The 15823-nt window shown below is 68.2% G+C and carries 20 protein-coding genes; 12 read left to right on the top strand and 8 right to left on the bottom strand.

The features are described from left to right. Positions 1 to 169 precede the first annotated feature (169 nt). Complete coding sequence (locus tag ABQE44_RS08955) at positions 170 to 436, bottom strand: WGxxGxxG family protein (protein ID WP_448429221.1); 267 nt, start codon at positions 434 to 436, stop codon at positions 170 to 172. Between the two features lie 294 nt (positions 437 to 730). Between ABQE44_RS08955 and ABQE44_RS08950 the strand changes: the two genes are divergently transcribed. From ABQE44_RS08950 to ABQE44_RS08940, 3 genes are all read left to right on the top strand, one after another. After that, positions 731 to 1456, top strand: a complete 726-nt coding sequence (locus ABQE44_RS08950; RefSeq protein ID WP_448429219.1) for a thermonuclease family protein — start codon at positions 731 to 733, stop codon at positions 1454 to 1456. Between the two features lie 46 nt (positions 1457 to 1502). Next, positions 1503 to 1886, top strand: coding sequence for a hypothetical protein (locus ABQE44_RS08945; RefSeq protein WP_448429217.1), 384 nt, complete (start codon positions 1503 to 1505; stop codon positions 1884 to 1886). An 83-nt stretch (positions 1887 to 1969) separates the two neighbouring features. After that, positions 1970 to 2392: a hypothetical protein gene (locus ABQE44_RS08940; RefSeq protein ID WP_448429215.1), complete on the top strand. Its 423-nt coding sequence runs from the start codon at positions 1970 to 1972 to the stop codon at positions 2390 to 2392. Between the two features lie 3 nt (positions 2393 to 2395). Here the strand turns inward: ABQE44_RS08940 and ABQE44_RS08935 are convergent, their stop codons facing one another. Further along, entirely contained in the window at positions 2396 to 2752 is a 357-nt protein-coding gene (locus tag ABQE44_RS08935; protein ID WP_448429213.1) for a helix-turn-helix transcriptional regulator, read from the bottom strand. A 115-nt stretch (positions 2753 to 2867) separates the two neighbouring features. Between ABQE44_RS08935 and ABQE44_RS08930 the strand changes: the two genes are divergently transcribed. The 3 genes from ABQE44_RS08930 to ABQE44_RS08920 all read left to right on the top strand — a co-directional run bounded on the left by ABQE44_RS08930 (position 2868) and on the right by ABQE44_RS08920 (position 4671). After that, the gene (locus ABQE44_RS08930; protein ID WP_448429211.1) at positions 2868 to 3581 is read left to right on the top strand and encodes a Clp protease N-terminal domain-containing protein; all 714 of its coding nucleotides are present in this window, start codon (positions 2868 to 2870) and stop codon (positions 3579 to 3581) included. A 61-nt stretch (positions 3582 to 3642) separates the two neighbouring features. Next, entirely contained in the window at positions 3643 to 4137 is a 495-nt protein-coding gene (locus ABQE44_RS08925) for a hypothetical protein (protein WP_448429209.1), read from the top strand. 3 nt (positions 4138 to 4140) lie between these two features. Continuing rightward, a complete protein-coding gene (locus tag ABQE44_RS08920) occupies positions 4141 to 4671 on the top strand; it encodes a GNAT family N-acetyltransferase (RefSeq protein ID WP_448429207.1) in 531 nt (176 codons plus the stop codon). 75 nt (positions 4672 to 4746) lie between these two features. On the opposite strand, the gene zapE is transcribed toward ABQE44_RS08920, so the two are convergent. Next, on the bottom strand, positions 4747 to 5763 hold the full coding sequence (gene zapE / locus ABQE44_RS08915; protein WP_448391139.1) for a cell division protein ZapE: 1017 nt from the start codon (positions 5761 to 5763) through the stop codon (positions 4747 to 4749). Positions 5764 to 5797: 34 nt separating this feature from the next. Here zapE and ABQE44_RS08910 point away from each other — a divergent pair, with 34 nt between their 5' ends. From ABQE44_RS08910 to msrB, 4 genes are all read left to right on the top strand, one after another. Then, positions 5798 to 6571, top strand: a complete 774-nt coding sequence (locus tag ABQE44_RS08910; protein ID WP_448429205.1) for a pyrimidine reductase family protein — start codon at positions 5798 to 5800, stop codon at positions 6569 to 6571. 26 nt (positions 6572 to 6597) lie between these two features. Then, on the top strand, positions 6598 to 8163 hold the full coding sequence (locus tag ABQE44_RS08905) for an alpha/beta hydrolase (protein WP_448429203.1): 1566 nt from the start codon (positions 6598 to 6600) through the stop codon (positions 8161 to 8163). 3 nt (positions 8164 to 8166) lie between these two features. After that, on the top strand, positions 8167 to 9462 hold the full coding sequence (gene aftC / locus ABQE44_RS08900) for an arabinofuranan 3-O-arabinosyltransferase (protein WP_448429252.1): 1296 nt from the start codon (positions 8167 to 8169) through the stop codon (positions 9460 to 9462). A gap of 66 nt (positions 9463 to 9528) precedes the next feature. Further along, the gene (gene msrB / locus ABQE44_RS08895; protein ID WP_448429201.1) at positions 9529 to 9942 is read left to right on the top strand and encodes a peptide-methionine (R)-S-oxide reductase MsrB; all 414 of its coding nucleotides are present in this window, start codon (positions 9529 to 9531) and stop codon (positions 9940 to 9942) included. Between the two features lie 74 nt (positions 9943 to 10016). Here the strand turns inward: msrB and hemQ are convergent, their stop codons facing one another. The 5 genes from hemQ to ABQE44_RS08870 are packed head-to-tail and all read right to left on the bottom strand — an operon-like array spanning position 10017 to position 14476. Further along, positions 10017 to 10712 carry a hydrogen peroxide-dependent heme synthase gene (gene hemQ / locus ABQE44_RS08890; RefSeq protein ID WP_448391133.1) on the bottom strand — a complete coding sequence of 232 codons (696 nt, stop codon included), beginning with the start codon at positions 10710 to 10712 and terminating at the stop codon, positions 10017 to 10019. Between the two features lie 4 nt (positions 10713 to 10716). Beyond that, on the bottom strand, positions 10717 to 12081 hold the full coding sequence (locus ABQE44_RS08885; protein ID WP_448429199.1) for a protoporphyrinogen oxidase: 1365 nt from the start codon (positions 12079 to 12081) through the stop codon (positions 10717 to 10719). After that, positions 12078 to 13139, bottom strand: a complete 1062-nt coding sequence (gene hemE / locus ABQE44_RS08880) for a uroporphyrinogen decarboxylase (RefSeq protein WP_448429197.1) — start codon at positions 13137 to 13139, stop codon at positions 12078 to 12080. The genes ABQE44_RS08885 and hemE overlap by 4 nt, the downstream gene beginning before the upstream one ends. 57 nt (positions 13140 to 13196) lie before the next feature. Then, complete coding sequence (locus ABQE44_RS08875) at positions 13197 to 13901, bottom strand: anti-sigma factor (protein ID WP_448391130.1); 705 nt, start codon at positions 13899 to 13901, stop codon at positions 13197 to 13199. Continuing rightward, positions 13898 to 14476: a sigma-70 family RNA polymerase sigma factor gene (locus ABQE44_RS08870; protein WP_448429250.1), complete on the bottom strand. Its 579-nt coding sequence runs from the start codon at positions 14474 to 14476 to the stop codon at positions 13898 to 13900. The genes ABQE44_RS08875 and ABQE44_RS08870 overlap by 4 nt, the downstream gene beginning before the upstream one ends. A gap of 87 nt (positions 14477 to 14563) precedes the next feature. Between ABQE44_RS08870 and ABQE44_RS08865 the strand changes: the two genes are divergently transcribed. Both ABQE44_RS08865 and ABQE44_RS08860 read left to right on the top strand, forming a co-directional pair. Next, entirely contained in the window at positions 14564 to 14776 is a 213-nt protein-coding gene (locus tag ABQE44_RS08865; protein ID WP_448391129.1) for a hypothetical protein, read from the top strand. Between the two features lie 225 nt (positions 14777 to 15001). Next, positions 15002 to 15664 carry a fasciclin domain-containing protein gene (locus ABQE44_RS08860; RefSeq protein WP_448429195.1) on the top strand — a complete coding sequence of 221 codons (663 nt, stop codon included), beginning with the start codon at positions 15002 to 15004 and terminating at the stop codon, positions 15662 to 15664. Positions 15665 to 15823: the final 159 nt, after the last annotated feature.

Here is a 15823-nt window from a genome sequence, read left to right as displayed (position 1 = left end):
CGTATACCCTCGGCCCGTGTACCCGCCCCTCGTGTGGTCCCCGCACCCGGGGTACTCGCCAGCAGTCGCTTGATAGCCGCGAACGTTTGGTGTGAAACTCATACGCCCGCTTCGCCCAAACCAAAGAGTTCCCCGCCGATCTGGCGGGGAACTCTTCGTCAGTTAACGCTTACGCGCGCGGGTTGTTGACCGTGCCGCCGCCACGGGTGGCGGGGTAGTCAGCATCCTTGCGCCGCTTGAGGCCGATCAGACCGGCCAGGCCCAGCAGACCCAACAGGCCCCACAGGCCGTTGTCGCCGCTGTCATCGTCCTCGACTTGCTGCGCCACCGTGGTGGTCGTCGTCGCGGGCGCTTCGAACGTCGATGCAGTCGCGACGCCGGCTCCGCCGAACAGCAGGGTCAACGTGGTGGCTCCGACAACTAGTGGCTTCTTCATTTCTTATCTCCTCGGTGTGATATCCCGGCTCGTCGCCAGGCGCTGCAGACCAGGGTTCTCTAGTCACGGCTGACGTCCGGGCTCTCCGGGCTGACTCATCTTGCGTGCCTGCTTGTTGCCCTTCGAGCGTGTAGTGAAACCACTTCGCCGTACTAAGCGGCCTCGCAAGCCGCAGTTCGCGCTGCTCAGCCCGCAAAGTGATCTACATCACACCCACTTCTGACCGGCGCTGACACTCTTTTGCTCATCGCCCATCTGCCGCCGCTCACTCAAACCCTGGTTAGCTTTGACCTCATGGGCACCGTGATCTACCGTCTCGTCGCCGCCGTCGTCGCCGCGGCCGCAGCCCTCGCCATTCCCGCCCCGACCACCCACGCCGAACCCGTCGACGCCACCGCCGTCGTGCTCCGGGTCGTCGACGGCGACACCATCGACATCCGCGACGAAGTTCGCGGCCGGCTGCGCGTGCGCATCCTCGGCATCGACACCCCCGAAACCAAAAAGCCCAACTCCCCCGTCGAATGCTGGGGACCCGAAGCCACCGAGTTCGCGACCTCGACCATGCTCGGCCAGCGCGTCGCGCTGGTGACCGACCCGACCCAGGACCGCACCGACCGCTACGGCCGCACCCTGGCCTACCTCGTGCGCGCCGACGGCTTCGACTATGCCGTCGAGGCCGCCCGCGCCGGCACCGCCCGCGGCTACGTCTACGGCGGCCGACCCGTCAGCCGCCACGACGCGATCGTCGCCGCCGAACGCGAAGCCCGCGACGCCCGCCGCGGACTGTGGGGCCCGCCCTGCAACGGCGCCACCTCATCGGCCGACACCGCCCCCGCCGCGGCGACGCCACCGCGGTCGTTCTACGAACCGGCCACCCCGCCGCCGCCGTCGTCGGCCTCGGCCTACTACCCCAACTGCGCGGCCGCGCGCGCCGCTGGAGCGGCACCCATCCTCGCCGGCCAGCCCGGCTACCGCTCCGGCCTCGACGGCGACAACGACGGTGTCGCATGCGAACGCTGACACGCCGCCAACCGGGCTGCATCACCGAATCCACTAGGTTGAGTCCATGCGCCTGACCGCGGCATTTTTCGCCAACCGCGTCGAGGTCGTCGACGGCATGCTCAACCTCGAAGGGGGCTTCTGGGCCAGCACCACCGTCGCGCCCAACGCCACCGCGTTCCAGTGCGACGTCGTGGTGCTCTGCGACGTCGACGCCGCCAATATCGGCGAAAGCTTTTCGCTGATCATCGACGCCGACGGGCCCAACGAACAACGCCTGCAGTCGCACAGGTCGGACTTCACCGTCGAGGCGCCGATGAAGTTCATGTGCATGCCCTCGCTGGTGTTGCCCGTCGTTCCCGGCGGCGGCTACCACACCTACCGGTTCCGGATCGACGGGCGACACGAACGCATCGACGTCCCACTGACGGTCCGTCAAGCGCGGCCGTGACAACCGACAAAGCACCCGTCGACCGCGCTCTGACCTACTAGTCTCTGTCTAGATCAACCGGGCGGAACAACGTAAGGGTGGAGATGATTCGCGAATTTTTCGCCGCCGTGGCGGTCGCCGGCCTGGCCGTCAGCACGGCTCCCGCCGCATCCGCCGACGACGACCTGATGTATCACGACAGCCCAGGCCGCTACGCCACCGACGTCCCGGGCATGAGCTACGACGCCCACCTCGCCGGACCCTGCACCAACATGGAGCGCTTCACGTTCGGCCGCGGCCCCGGCGGCGAGGTCCTGCAATGCCGCTGGATCGAAAACCAATGGCCCCCCGTGTACACCGGGTTCTGGGTGGCGGCCTACCAGCTCTACGGCGTCCAGGAAATCGGCTCACCGTGCCCGAAGCCGCAGTCGGCCGCCCAGGCACCCGACGGGCGTCCCCTGCTGTGTCGGGGACCCGAGGGCTGGCAGCCCGGCATCTTCACCCGCGCGGGCTTCTTCCCGAGATAGCGCTCAGGCTTCCCGCAGCGTGCGACTCGGCGGCTGCCCGAACGTCTGCTTGTAGAGGCTGCTGAACCGACCCGCGTGAGCGAATCCCCACCGACCGGCGATTGCCATCACCGTGTCGACGGACGGGTCGGCGTTGCGTAACTCGCGGTGCGCACGGCAAAGCCTCACCCGGCGCAGGTACTCCAACGGCGTGGTGTCCATGTGGCGCCGGAAGGTGTATTGCACCGAGCGCGGGGTGACGTTGACGGCGGCGGCAATATCGTTGAGTGTGATGTCATGGTCGGCGTTCTCGTGAATGAAGCTGATCGCGCGTCGCAGCAGCGCCGACTGCGTGCTCGAACCGTTGACCCTGTTTCCCATAACGGCGCGTCGAATACCCACGACGGCGCGAGCAAAAACGACTCCGCGTTTTCGCGGCCCGTAACCGTCAACCGCTAGTTGACGAAACTAGCGGTGTCAACCTAGGGTTGACGCCATGACACCGCAAACCAAGATCCGCAACCCCGTCCGCCTCGACGACCTCATCGACGTCATCAAGGACGTGCACAGCGAACCCCTCGATCAACTCACCGACGCGGTGCTGGCCGCCGACGCCCTCGGCGACATCGCCGACCACCTGATCGGCCACTTCGTCGACCAAGCACGCAGGTCAGGGGCATCGTGGACCGACATCGGCAAGTGCATGGGCGTCACCAAGCAGGCCGCCCAAAAGCGCTTCGTACCCAAGGCCGACGCGCTCGATCCCAACGACGGCTTCAACCGGTTCACCCCGCGGGCACGCAACGTCATAGTGGTCGCGCAGAACAAGGCGCATGAAGCGGGCAACACCGAGATCACTCCCGACCACCTGCTGCTCGGACTGTTCGAGGATCCCGAGGGGCTGGCGGTCAAGCTGCTCGCCGGCCAAGCGGTGAACGCCGCCACCGTCAACCAGGCTGTCGAACTTCCACCGCGCACCGAGGGCGACCTGCCGGCGCTGACACCATTCAACAGCGCAGCCAAGAAGGCGCTCGAACTGACCTTCCGGCAGGCGCTTCGGTTGGGGCACAACTATATTGGCACCGAGCACATCCTGCTGGCGCTATTTGAAGCCGAGGAAGGCGACGGCGTCCTGCACGTTCTGGGCGTCGACCGCGACCGCTTCGAGGCCGACCTTGCCGCCGCGCTGGAACCGTTCACCCAAGGCTGACGCACCACCCGCACCGGAGAAGCCGCTGTAACACGTTTCAGTTTGTGGAATCATTTGCGCCATGCGTCGCTGGTTCGTGGTCCTCATCGCAGCACTGTCGGCTGCCACCGCCGTCGTGGCGGCCCCCGCCTCCGCCGCGACGACACCCATCGGGCGTCTCGGCGAGACGCTGCGGGTGGACTTCAAGGGCCTGGTCGCCGACATCACCGTGCACAGCATCGCGCCCTCACCGGTTCCCCCCGGCTTCGGCTATCCCCCGCGGCCGCCGCGCCACGAGGTCTGGCGCGGCCAGATCAGCGTGCACCCGATCGCAGTGCCCACGCCCTACGCGCAGGCCATCACCTACCAGTTCCGCGGCGTCACACCGACGGGCGACGCCTACGAACCGCGCAACACCGACGCGCCGGATTCATTGCAGCGCGCGCTGAACAACGCACCCGCGGGATCGACGGTCAGCGGCGGCGTGTGGTGGGACTGCTACCGCGATCTGATCTCCAACGTGGTGCTCATCGATAGGGTCACCGGTCAGCACCTTGCGCAGTGGAACGTGTCCTGACGATTGGTTATTGACGTCGCGGCGGCTACCGAAGCCGATCTTGTCGACCTCGCCGACGTGGCGGCCCGGACGTTTCCGCTGGCCTGTCCCCCGTCGGCGTCACCGCAGGACATCGCCGCGTTCATCGCCGAGAACCTCTCGCAGAGTCGGTTCCGCGAATACCTCGCTGACCCCGACCGCGACCTGCTCGTGGCACGGGTGGACGGCCGAATGCTGGGCTATGCCATGCTGATTCGGGGCGTGCCCGATGACGACGATGTGCAGCGCGCGGTCACGCTGCGTCCCGCCGTCGAGGTGTCGAAGATGTATGTGCTGGCCGACAGCCACGGCGCAGGCGTGTCGGCGGCGTTGATGTCGGCGGCGTTGGGCACCGCCGCCGAACACGGCGCCGCCTGCGTGTGGCTCGGCGTCAACCAACAAAACCGACGCGCCCAACGGTTTTACACCAAACACGGGTTCAACATCAGGGGCACCAAGACGTTTCAACTCGGCAGCGACATCGAGGACGACTACGTGATGGTGCGCGCGATCTGACGCCGCCGAGTGTGGGGTTGTTGCACACTTCGCGCGCAAAGAGCGTGCGGGTAACCCACGTTCGGCGGCGAAGCGTCAAAGGGCGCGGGACAGTGCCAGCAGCCGCGACGTCGCGCGCAGGTACTTCTTGCGGAAACCGCCGGCGAGCATATCGTCGCTGAAGATGGTGTCGAGCTTGGCGCCCGAGGCGACCACCGGAACGCCGGCGTCGTAGAGCCGGTCGGTCAGCGACACCAGCCGCAGCGCGACGTTCTGGTCGTCGATTGGATGCACGCCGGTGATGAACACCGCGGGCACATCCTCGATCAGCGCGAGGTAGCGCGACGGATGCATGGTGGCCAGGTGCGCGCACAGCGCATCGAACTCATCGAGCGTCGCACCGGCAACCTGCTGCGCCTGCCGTGCCACCTCGTCGTCGGTGAGCGGCTCGGGCGCGGGCGGCAGACCGCGGTGCCGGTAGTCAGGACCGTCGATGCGCACGGTGTCGAAAATCGTTGCAAGCGTGTTGATCTCCCGCAGAAAGTCCTGGGCAGCGAAACGGCCCGCACCGAGTTGCTCGGGCAGGGTGTTGGAGGTGGCCGCTACCGAGACGCCGCGTTCGACGAGCGCCGACAGCAACCGGGAGATCAGCGTGGTGTTGCCCGGGTCGTCCAGCTCGAATTCGTCGATACACACCACCACGTAGTCGGCCAGCAGGTCGATACATTCGCTGAAGCCGAAAACCCCTGCCAATTGCGTCAATTCGCCGAAGGTGGCGAACGCTTTCGGCCCGGGCAGGCGATAGTAGGACGACGCCAGCAGGTGCGTCTTGCCGACGCCGAACCCGCCATCGAGATAGAGCCCGACCCCCGGCAGCACCTCACGCCGGCCGAACATCTTCTTCTTGCCGGTCCGCCGCTGCACGGCCTGCGCGCAGAACCGCAGACACGACTGCACGGCCTGGGCCTGCGACGGCTCGGCCGGGTCGGGCAGGTAGGTGTCGAAGCTGACGTCGGCGAAGGTGGGCGGCGGGGTGAGTTGGGCGATCAGCCGCTCCGGGGTGACGTCGGGGTGCCGGTCGACCAGATGTCGCAGACCGCTGGACCCGTGCATGCAGGCACCCTATCGGCGTGCTTCGATCGTGTTCATGTCCGATACCGCCGCCGGGATGCAATTCAGCGTCCTCGGACCCACCGACAGTGTCGACGACGGCCGCGTATCCGAGTTCTACGCCTACCCCGACGGCCTGCAGCGCCCCTGGGTGCGCGCCAACATGATCGCCAGCATCGACGGCGGCGCCACCGCAGACGGCAAGGCCGGCGGGATGGCCGAGGCCGGCGACCGGGCGCTGTTCCGGCTGATGCGCTACGCGGCCGACGTCATCGTCGTCGGCGCGGCCACCGTGCGCGTCGAGAACTACTCCGGCGCACAGGTGCCCGTCGCGCACCGCAGCGCCCGGCAGCGCCGCGGCCAGGCCGAGGTGCCCCCGCTAGCCGTCGTCACCAAATCCGGAAATCTCGACCCCGACGCCCGATTCTTCACCCACACCGAGACCCGGCCGATGATCCTCACCTGCACCGACGCGTTCGGCACCACGCACAACAGGCTCAGCGGGGTCGCCGACGTGATCGACGCCTCGGGCAGCCGAGCCGACCGCGTCGACGCCACGATGCTGCTGAGGATCCTGGCCGAGCGCGGGCTGTACCGGGTGCTCAGCGAAGGCGGGCCGCAGGTGCTGGGCATGTTCATCGAGAACGACCAGCTCGACGAACTGTGCCTGACCGTGGCGCCGATCTTGCTCGGCGGGCTGGCCCCACGGATCGCCACCGGGTCCGGTGAGGTGCACACCCGCATGCGCCCGGCGCACCTGCTCTGCGACGACGGCGGCTACCTCTACACGCGCTACGTGCGCGCAGATTGAGGCGACGCGTCAGTACTGTGGTCGGCATGCATCGGCGTAACCAGCTGGTCGGGACCCTGAGCCTGGCAACCGTCGCCGCGGTCATCGCCGGTTGTGCCCCCGGGCTGGCCGCCAACCCGCGTTTTGCCACCGATTCCGGCGCCGGCCCGCAGGGCCAGCCCGAGACCACCCAGGCGCCGCAGGGTCCGCCGCCGATCGAGGCTCCGAAGAACGAGTTGGCCTGGCGCGAATGCACGTCGCGGGTGTTCAGCGAAGCCGGCGTCCCGGCCGCCCCGGGAGTCACGCTGGACTGCGCGAGCTATGACGCCGACCTGGATCCGATCAACGGGGCAGCGGGCACGCTGAGCGTCGGGGTCGTGCGCGCCACCGGCACGGACACCCCCGAGGACGCCGGCCCGCTGGTGATGACGACCGGCTCGAACCTGCCGACGTCGCAGCAACTGCCGGTGTGGTTGTCGCGGGCGGGCGCCGATCTGCTCAAGAGCCACCCGATCGTGGCCGTAGACCGGCGCGGTATGGGCATGTCGGGCGCGCTGGAGTGCCGCGACCTCTACGACCGCCAACAGATGGCCGATCAAGCCCAGTTCGAGCCCGGCGACGATCCGGTCGCCAACCTGCGCGAGATCACCCAGACGGCCACCACCAACTGCACCGACACCATCGCGCCCGGCGACTCGGCCTACTCCAATGCGCATGCCGCCGAGGACCTCGAGCGATTGCGCAGCACCTGGGACGTGCCGACGCTGGCGCTGCTGGGAATCGGCAACGGCGCCCAGGTGGCGCTGGCGTATGCGGGAAGCCATCCCAACAAGGTGGGCCGGCTGGTGCTCGACTCACCCCTGCCGCTCGGTATCGCCGCCGAAGCGGCGATGGAGCAGCGCGTCAAAGGTGAGCAGGCCGCGCTCGACGCGTGGGCGGCGCAGTGCGCGGCCGCCAACTGCCCGCTGGGCCCCAACCCCAAGGCCGCCGTCGACGCGCTGCTCAACGACGCCCGGCAGGGACGCGGACCGGCCGGAGCGTCGGTGGCAGCCGTGACCAATGCGATCTCGACCGCGCTGGGCTATCCGCGCGGCGACCGGGTGGCCGCCGGCAACACGTTGGCCGCGGCGGTGGCCGCCGCCCGCGCCGGGGACTCCGGGCCGATGTCGAGCCTGATCACCCGGGCCGAATCGATGCGCGACACCGACGGGCAGTTCGTCAACGACTGCAGCGATTCGCTGAGCCGGCCCACCCCCGATCGCGTGCGTGAACTGGTCGTCGAGTGGGACAAGCTGTATCCGCAGTTCGGCCGGGTGGGCGCGCTTGCCTTGGTGCAGTGCCTTTCTTGGCCGAGCGGCTCGACACCGAACGAGCCCCAGAACCTCAAACTGCCCGTGTTGCTGCTCGGTACCCAGAACGACCCGATCGTCGGCAACGAGGGCGTCGCAGCCGTCGCGGCCACGGTGATCAACGCCGGCTCCCCCAACCGGCGGGTGATGTGGCAGGGCATCGGACACGGCGCGTCGATCTACTCACCGTGTGCGCTTCCGCCGGTGATCGGCTACCTCGACACCGGCGAACTACCCGACACCGACACGTTCTGCCCGGCCTGACCGCTGGCGTCGAGGCTGTCGGTGTACCGTGCGCACGTGCGCGATCTTGTCCTGACCGCTTTCCGACCCCGCACCTCCGCGCCGAGCACGGCCTCGGTGCTGCGGTCGATTCTGTGGCCGATCGCCATCATGGCGATCATCCACCGCAGCTACGTGTTGGCCACCAACGGTTACATCACCGACGACTTCGGTCCGGTGTACCGCGCCATGGTGGCCTTCAAGATGGGCCAGGACATCTACAACGCCCAGTTCGACCACGTCGACCCGCACTACCTGTACCCGCCGGGCGGCACGCTGATCATGGCGCCGTTCGGCTATCTGCCGGTTGACGCGTCGCGGTACTGGTTCATCTTCTTCAACACGCTGGCGATCGTGCTGGCCGCCTACTTCCTGCTGCGGCTGTTCAAGTTCACGTTAGCCTCGGTGGCCGCGCCCGCGCTGCTACTGGCGATGTTCTGCACCGAAAGCGTCACCAACACCTTGGTTTTCGGCAACATCAACGGTGTTCTGCTGCTGCTGGAGGTGCTGTTCTTTCGGTGGCTGCTCAGCGGCGTGCGAAGCCACGAGTGGTGGGCCGGTGTCGCGATCGGGTTGACGCTGGTGGTCAAACCCCTGCTGGCGCCGCTGCTGTTGCTGCCGCTTTTGAATAGGCAGTGGCGATCGTTGGTGACGGCGTTCGCGCTGCCGGTGGTGTTCAACATCGCGGCGTGGCCGTTGATCAGCGACCCGATGAGCTTCGTCACCCGCACGCTGCCCTACATCCTGTCGACCCGCGACTACTTCAACAGCTCGATCCTGGGCAACGGTGTGTACTACGGCTTGCCGATGTGGCTGATCATGGTGTTGCGCATCGCGTTTGTGGTGTTGGGCGCGGCGAGCCTGTGGCTGCTGTACCGCTACTACCGCACCCGCGACCCGCTGTTCTGGATGCTGACATCCTCTGGTGTGCTGCTCATTACGTCGTGGCTGGTGCTGTCGCTCGGCCAGGGCTACTACTCGATGATGCTGTTCCCGTTCCTGATGACGGTGGTGCTGCCGAACTCGGTGCTGCGCAACTGGCCTGCGTGGCTGGGCATTTACGGCTTCATGACGATGGACCGCTGGCTGCTGGGCCACTGGCCGACGACCGGACGCGCGCTGGAGTACCTGAAGATCACCTACGGCTGGTCGCTGGTGGTGATCGTGGTGTTCTCGGTGCTCCACTTCCGCTATCTGGACGCCAAGTCCGAAGACAGGCTCGACGACGGTATCGATCCGCCGTGGATGAAAGAGGTCCGGACGGAACCTGCGCGCGCCTAATTCTGCGCATAGGCCGCCTACCACAGCCCTCACTGCAGATTCGCCCAGAGTCGCTAGCCTGGACCTATGACCACACCGGCTCCCAAACTGCAGCTCACCGACGACGAGTGGCGCCAGAAGCTCAGCCCCGAGGAGTTCCACGTCCTCCGCCAGGCCGGCACCGAGCGCCCGTTCACCGGCGAGTACACCGACACCAAGACCGAAGGCGTCTACCAGTGCCGGGCCTGCGGCGTTGAACTGTTCCGCAGCACCGAGAAGTTCGAATCGCACTGCGGCTGGCCGTCGTTCTTCGATCCGGCGGACTCCGATGCGGTGATCCTGCGCCCGGACGACTCGTTGGGTATGCGCCGCGTCGAGGTGATCTGCGCCAACTGCCACAGCCACCTCGGCCACGTCTTCGAGGGTGAGGGCTATCCGACGCCCACCGATCAGCGCTACTGCATCAACTCGATCTCGTTGCGGCTGGTACCCAAAGCTTGACGCGGTGACTATCCCGGGTAGCCGGCGAAACTGCGGTGAGGTCGCGTTTTCGACGCAGATCGCGGCGACATGAGTTACGGCAGCGCGGTGACCAACTGCTCCGGGCTCACCCGCGGGCCGGTGAAGAACGGCGTCTCCTCGCGGACATGCAGTCGCGCGTCGGTGGCGCGCAGATCGCGCATCAGATCGACGATGCGGTGCAGCTCCGGCGCCTCGAACGCCAGGATCCACTCGTAGTCGCCAAGCGCGAACGCCGGCACCGTGTTGGCCCGCACATCCTTGTATCCGCGGGCGGCCATCCCGTGCTCGGACAGCATCCGGCGGCGCTCCTCGTCGGGCAGCAGGTACCAGTCGTAGGACCGGACGAACGGATACACGCAGATGTAGTTGCCCGGTTCCTCCCCGGCCAGAAACGCCGGGATGTGGCTTTTGTTGAACTCCGCCGGGCGGTGTAGCGCGACGTTGCTCCACACCGGCGTGCTGGCCCGCCCCAACGCGGTGGTGCGGCGGAAGTCCGCGTAGGTGGCCTGCAGCGCCTCGAGGTTTTCGGCGTGCGTCCAGAACATGAAGTCGGCGTCGGCGCGCATGCCCGCGATGTCGTAGATGCCGCGCACCACCACCCCGCGCTCCTCCTGCTGTTTGAGGAACGTCGAGAACTCGTCGATCACGCCCGCGCGCTCTTCTCCAAGCGCCCCCGGTTGCACCGAGAACACCGAAAACATCAGGTAGCGAAGGGTGGAGTTGAGCGCGTCGTAATCGAGCTTGGCCATGCCCCTATCGTGCCACGCGGGCGGTCACCAGGGACGCCGCCGCCCTAGTGGCCGACGCCACACAGGCCGGCACGCCGATACCGTCCAGATAGCCGCCCGCCACCGCCAACCCCGGCGGCAGGCCCGCGCGCAGGTCGGCGATCAGCTCGGGGTGGCCCGGCCCGTACTGCGGCATCGCGTCGATCCACCGCTGCACATGATGATCCACCGGCTCGGCGTGGATGCCGAACACCGCGTGCAGGTCCAACGCCGCCCACGACAGCAGCTCCTCGTCGCCGACGTTGCGGGCCAGGTCGTCGCCGAACCGGCCATAGGAGAACCGCACCAGCTCGACGTTTCCCCGTGGGCCCCATTTGCGGGTGGTCAACGTGATCGCCTTGGCGCGCAACCGTTCCCCGCTGGCCACCAGCACACCGGAGTGCTGCGGCAGCGGTGTGCCGCCCGGCAGCGCCAGGGCCACCAGGGCCGTCGACGCCACCGCGATGCGCCGGGCGGCGGCCGCGGTGCGCGGCGCGACCTCGGCGACCAGCCGCGCCAGCTGCGGCGCCGGGACCGCCAGCACGACGGCGTCGGCGTGGTGGCGGGTGCCCTCGTCGTCGGCCACTTCCCAGCCGTGCGGTGACCGGTGCACCGCCTCGACGCCGACCTGCAGCCAGTGCGCGGCTGCGCGGCGGACGAGCTCGTCGACCAGCACCGCATAGCCGCCATCCACCGCACCGAAGATCGGCGCGTCACGCGGAACCGTCGACGCCGCCAGCGCGTCCCGGGCGGCGTCGGTCAGGCTGCGCGCACCCCGGTCCAACTGCGCAGCCAGCGCCGGAAGCGCCGAACGCACCCCGATGGTGGCCGCCGACCCCGCATACACCCCAGCCAGCAGCGGGTCCACGGAGCGGGCCACCACCTGCTCGCCGAACCGGTCGCCGACCAGTTCGGCGACCGAAGGATCGGCCCCGGGCCGCCACCGCAGCGGCCGGGCGCGTTCGTCGGCGATGCGCGCGACGGTGGCGTCGTCCACCAGACCCCGCATGGTCGACGGGTCGGTGGGCACGCCCTGCAGGGTGTTGGTCGGCAAGGGGTGCAGGCGGGCCTGGCTGTAGATCAGCGGCCGCACGCCGGTGGTGCCGACCTGGCGGCCGGCCAGTCCCAGCTCGGTCAGCAGCGCGGGCATCTCGGGTCGCCGGGTGACGAAAGCTTCGGCGCCGACGTCCATCGGCTGCCCGCCGACCCGTTCGGTGCGCAGGGCACCGCCGAGCCGGTCGGCGGGGTCGAACAGCGTTATCGACGCGTCCGGCCCGGCCGTCACCCGCAGCCGGTACGCGGCGACGAGACCCGAAATACCGCCGCCGACAACGCAATACGAACGGCTCACAGGGTGTGCACCAGCTCCACCACGTCGGTGATCACCCCCGGGTCGGTGGCGGGCAGCACGCCGTGGCCCAGGTTGAACACGTGCCCGGCAACGCCGGCGTCGACGGCGCGGCGGCCGTCCTCGACGACAGCGCGTACGGCCCGTTCGACCACCGGCCAGCCCGTCAGCATCACCACCGGGTCGAGGTTTCCCTGAAGCGCCGTGCCCGGCTTCACCCGGGCGGCGGCGTCGGTCAGCGAGGTGCGCCAGTCGACGCCGACGACGGCGGGACCGCCGTGGGATACGGCCTCCGACATGGCGCCCAGCAGTTCGGCGGTGCCGACCCCGAAGTGGGTCATCGGCACACCGGCGTCGGCCAGCGTGGCGAACACCCGGGTGCTGTGCGGCAGCACATAGTTGCGGTAGTCGGCCAGCGACAGGGTGCCGGCCCAGGAGTCGAACACCTGGATGGCGTCCACACCGGCGCCGACCTGGGCTTGCAGGAACGCGATGGTCAGGTCGGTCAACGTTTCCATCAGGGCGTGCCAGGTGTCGGTTTCGCCGAACATCATCGCCTTGGTGTGTTCGTGTTGGCGGCTCGGACCGCCTTCGATGAGGTAGGAGGCCAGCGTGAACGGCGCGCCGGCGAACCCGATCAGCGCCACCTCACCCAACTCCTTGACCAGCAGCTGCACAGCGTCGGTGACGGCGGTGACCTGTTGCGATTCAAGCGGTTTCATCGCGTTGACGTCGGCGATGGTGCGGATCGGATGGTCGATCACCGGGCCGACATCGGGCACGATGTCCAGCGCGATACCCGACGCGCGCAGCGGCACCACGATATCGGAGAACAGGATCGCGGCGTCCACGCCGTGCCTGCGCACCGGCTGCAGCGTGATCTCGGTGATCAGCTCGGTGTCAAAGCATGCCTGCATCATCGTGTTCTTCGCGCGCAACGCCCGATACTCGGGCAGCGAACGCCCGGCCTGCCTCATGAACCACACGGGCACGCGGTTCGGTTTGCGGCCGGACACGGCGGCCAGATACGGCGACTCGGGCAGCTCACGACGGGTAGTCATCGCCCCCAATGCTGCCAGAGCCGTCACTCGGACCCCAATCGCTCGACGGCGCAGACCCTAGGTCAGCGGTAACTCGGCGAACGCCGGTGTGGTCGGTTGCTCCGAACCGCCGGGCGGTTCCACGGTGAAGGCCAGCGCCTCGGAGGCGCCCAGGTCAGGCAGCAGCGCCGTGGTCGACGGCGCGACGCTGGCCATGGTGCCCGCCGGATGCGGACCCTCGTCGTCGATCAGCCACATCTGGTAGACGGTGTCGGGCTCCGGTGGTGCGACGTTGTTCATCACCAGCACCCCCGCGTTGCGCTCCCGGGAGAACACCACGGTCGCCGTGCCGCCGGTCGGAATCGGCCCCGACACGGTGCGCACGTCGGGGGCGGCGAACACCTGCTCGACGGTCGACGGGGCGGCGGCCGGGCGCAGCGCCAGACCCACGCCGAGCGCGCCGAACCCGATCACCACCGCCGCCGCGGCACCCAACACCGCGGTCTGCCAACGCCGCCTGCGGGACTGCAGCCGCACCGGATCGGCGGCGATATCGGCGAGGACACGCTCGCGCAGGTGATCCGGCGGGTCGACGGCGGTGCCCGCCGACATCACCGCCATAGTCTCGCGGACCGTGCGGACCTCGTCGGCGAATGCGTTGGCGACCGCTGCGGGGGCGGCGGCGAGGCGCCCCTCCACGTCGGCGGTTTCGGCCTCTGACAGCGCGTGCAGCGCGTAGGGCGTCGCCAGCGCGATGAGTTCGGAGTCGGTTGGTTCGGTCATGCGATCCCCAGGCACTTGCGAAGGCCGCGGATGGCGTCACGCATCCGCGATTTGATCGTCGCGAGGTTCGCCGACAATTGTTCGGACACTTGAGCGTATGTCAGCCCGTCGTAGTAGGCGAGCTGGATGCACTCGCGCTGCGCGTCGGTCAGCGAGCCCAGGCAGTCGGCGACCTGACGGCGTTCGTCGCTCGAAATGACGGAATCGGCGACGGAATCCGACGGCACCTCGAAAGTGGCGACGCCGTAACGTGATTCGCGCTGGCTCCCGGACTGCTCAGAGCGTACCCGGTCGACGGCACGACGGTGCGCCAGCGTCATCAGCCAGGCCAGCGGAGAGCCTGCGGCGGGGTCATAGCTGTCGGCGCTGCGCCAGACCTGCAGATAGATCTCCTGCATGGTCTCCTCGCTGTAACCGGTGTCGCGCAATACCCGGGTGACGAGGCCGAACACCCTGGCCCGCGTCAGGTCGTAAAAGGCGGCGAACGCCTCGGCGTCCTGCCGCGCCACCTGGCGCAACAGTTCGCCGAGGCCAGCCACCACGGCCGTCAGCCTAACCACCGGCGGCACGAGCACACGAGTTTCCACACCTGTTATTCGGAGCCGCGCCGCGATCGGAGTGGGTTCGACACCATCCAGACCGCGGTAGGCGACGAACCGCTCATGTCAAAACACTCGGTTGCGGCCACCGCCAGCGGGATCTTGGCGGTCGCCACTGCGCTGTCGGTCGGGCATCTGGTGGCCGGTCTACTGTCGATCCCGGACGCCTCCCCGTTCCTCGCGGTGGGCAACGAAATCGGGCTCATCGCGCGGCCGGGGCGCCGTGGCGGATGTTTCGGCTCAGCAGGGCGCTGCCGCCCGGTCAGCACACGCTGACGTGCCGCGCCGTCGACGCACAGGGAAACCTGCAGGCCCAGGACCGGCTCGGGGTCAATCACGCCCGGGCCGACACCCGACGGCGCCACCGGCTGGCACTCGATCGTCTTCACCGCTATTTGAAATCTTTTGGCGACCATCCCATCCAAGGACAACCCAGCTCCGAATTCCTGGTGATCGAGTTCAGCGACGACCGTCAGGCCGTCCTACACAAGGAGATATGCCATGCGCACTGTTCACTACGGCACCGGCGCCATCGCGGGTTTGTCGGTGGCCGCGGTTCTGGCCCTGTCAGGGTGTTCGGACAACAGCAGCACCGCCTCGGAGACGATGTCGCCGGCCGCCACCCCACAGGCGACGTCGGTCGCCACGACCAATCAAGCCACACCGGCTGCCAACCTCGTCGGACCCGAATGCACCGCCTATGCGGAACAGGTGCCCAGCGGACCCGGTTCGGTCGACGGCATGGCGATGGACCCGGTGACGGTCGCGGCGTCGAACAACCCGATGCTCAAGACGCTCACCCAGGCGGTGTCGGGCCAACTCAACCCCGACGTGAACCTGGTGGACACCCTCAACAACGCCGAGTTCACGGTCTTCGCCCCCACCGACGCGGCGTTCGCCAAGCTGCCGCCCGAGACGGTGGAAACGCTCAAGACCGACGCCAACCTGCTGACGAGCATCCTCACCTACCACGTGGTGCCCGGTCAGGCGGCCCCTGACCAGGTGGTCGGCACCCACGCCACCGTCCAGGGTGCCGAGTTGACCGTGACCGGCTCCGGCAACGATCTGCGGGTCAACGACGCCGGCGTGGTCTGCGGCGGCGTCGACACGGCAAATGCGCAGGTGTACATGATCGACACCGTGCTGATGCCGCCGTCGAACTGACCTCCGACGTAACCCGGTGCGGCGGCCTGACCAGTGCGTTCGGGCCGTCGCACCGTCGCGTGTGCACTCACCCTGCCGTCCCTGCTGGTCAAGATCGGCGCGCCTGCGCACAGAGCTGGCCGAATGGGCTAGCGTCGAGAAAGTGACCACCGCCGAACC

Source organism: Mycolicibacterium sp. XJ2546, assembly GCF_053483195.1.
The sequence above is the reverse complement of the archived record's forward strand: the minus strand, read 5'-3'. Positions and strand labels throughout refer to the sequence as shown.

Excerpts from the sequence above, each read along its gene's own strand:
- ABQE44_RS08955 (WP_448429221.1), bottom strand. The coding sequence starts at position 436 with ATGAAGAAGCCACTAGTTGTCGGAGCCACCACGTTGACCCTGCTGTTC.
- ABQE44_RS08950 (WP_448429219.1), top strand. The coding sequence starts at position 731 with ATGGGCACCGTGATCTACCGTCTCGTCGCCGCCGTCGTCGCCGCGGCC.
- ABQE44_RS08945 (WP_448429217.1), top strand. The coding sequence starts at position 1,503 with ATGCGCCTGACCGCGGCATTTTTCGCCAACCGCGTCGAGGTCGTCGAC.
- ABQE44_RS08940 (WP_448429215.1), top strand. The coding sequence starts at position 1,970 with ATGATTCGCGAATTTTTCGCCGCCGTGGCGGTCGCCGGCCTGGCCGTC.
- ABQE44_RS08935 (WP_448429213.1), bottom strand. The coding sequence starts at position 2,752 with ATGGGAAACAGGGTCAACGGTTCGAGCACGCAGTCGGCGCTGCTGCGA.
- ABQE44_RS08930 (WP_448429211.1), top strand. The coding sequence starts at position 2,868 with ATGACACCGCAAACCAAGATCCGCAACCCCGTCCGCCTCGACGACCTC.
- ABQE44_RS08925 (WP_448429209.1), top strand. The coding sequence starts at position 3,643 with ATGCGTCGCTGGTTCGTGGTCCTCATCGCAGCACTGTCGGCTGCCACC.
- zapE (WP_448391139.1), bottom strand. The coding sequence starts at position 5,763 with ATGCACGGGTCCAGCGGTCTGCGACATCTGGTCGACCGGCACCCCGAC.
- ABQE44_RS08910 (WP_448429205.1), top strand. The coding sequence starts at position 5,798 with ATGTCCGATACCGCCGCCGGGATGCAATTCAGCGTCCTCGGACCCACC.
- ABQE44_RS08905 (WP_448429203.1), top strand. The coding sequence starts at position 6,598 with ATGCATCGGCGTAACCAGCTGGTCGGGACCCTGAGCCTGGCAACCGTC.
- msrB (WP_448429201.1), top strand. The coding sequence starts at position 9,529 with ATGACCACACCGGCTCCCAAACTGCAGCTCACCGACGACGAGTGGCGC.
- hemQ (WP_448391133.1), bottom strand. The coding sequence starts at position 10,712 with ATGGCCAAGCTCGATTACGACGCGCTCAACTCCACCCTTCGCTACCTG.
- hemE (WP_448429197.1), bottom strand. The coding sequence starts at position 13,139 with ATGACTACCCGTCGTGAGCTGCCCGAGTCGCCGTATCTGGCCGCCGTG.
- ABQE44_RS08875 (WP_448391130.1), bottom strand. The coding sequence starts at position 13,901 with ATGACCGAACCAACCGACTCCGAACTCATCGCGCTGGCGACGCCCTAC.
- ABQE44_RS08865 (WP_448391129.1), top strand. The coding sequence starts at position 14,564 with ATGTCAAAACACTCGGTTGCGGCCACCGCCAGCGGGATCTTGGCGGTC.
- ABQE44_RS08860 (WP_448429195.1), top strand. The coding sequence starts at position 15,002 with ATGCGCACTGTTCACTACGGCACCGGCGCCATCGCGGGTTTGTCGGTG.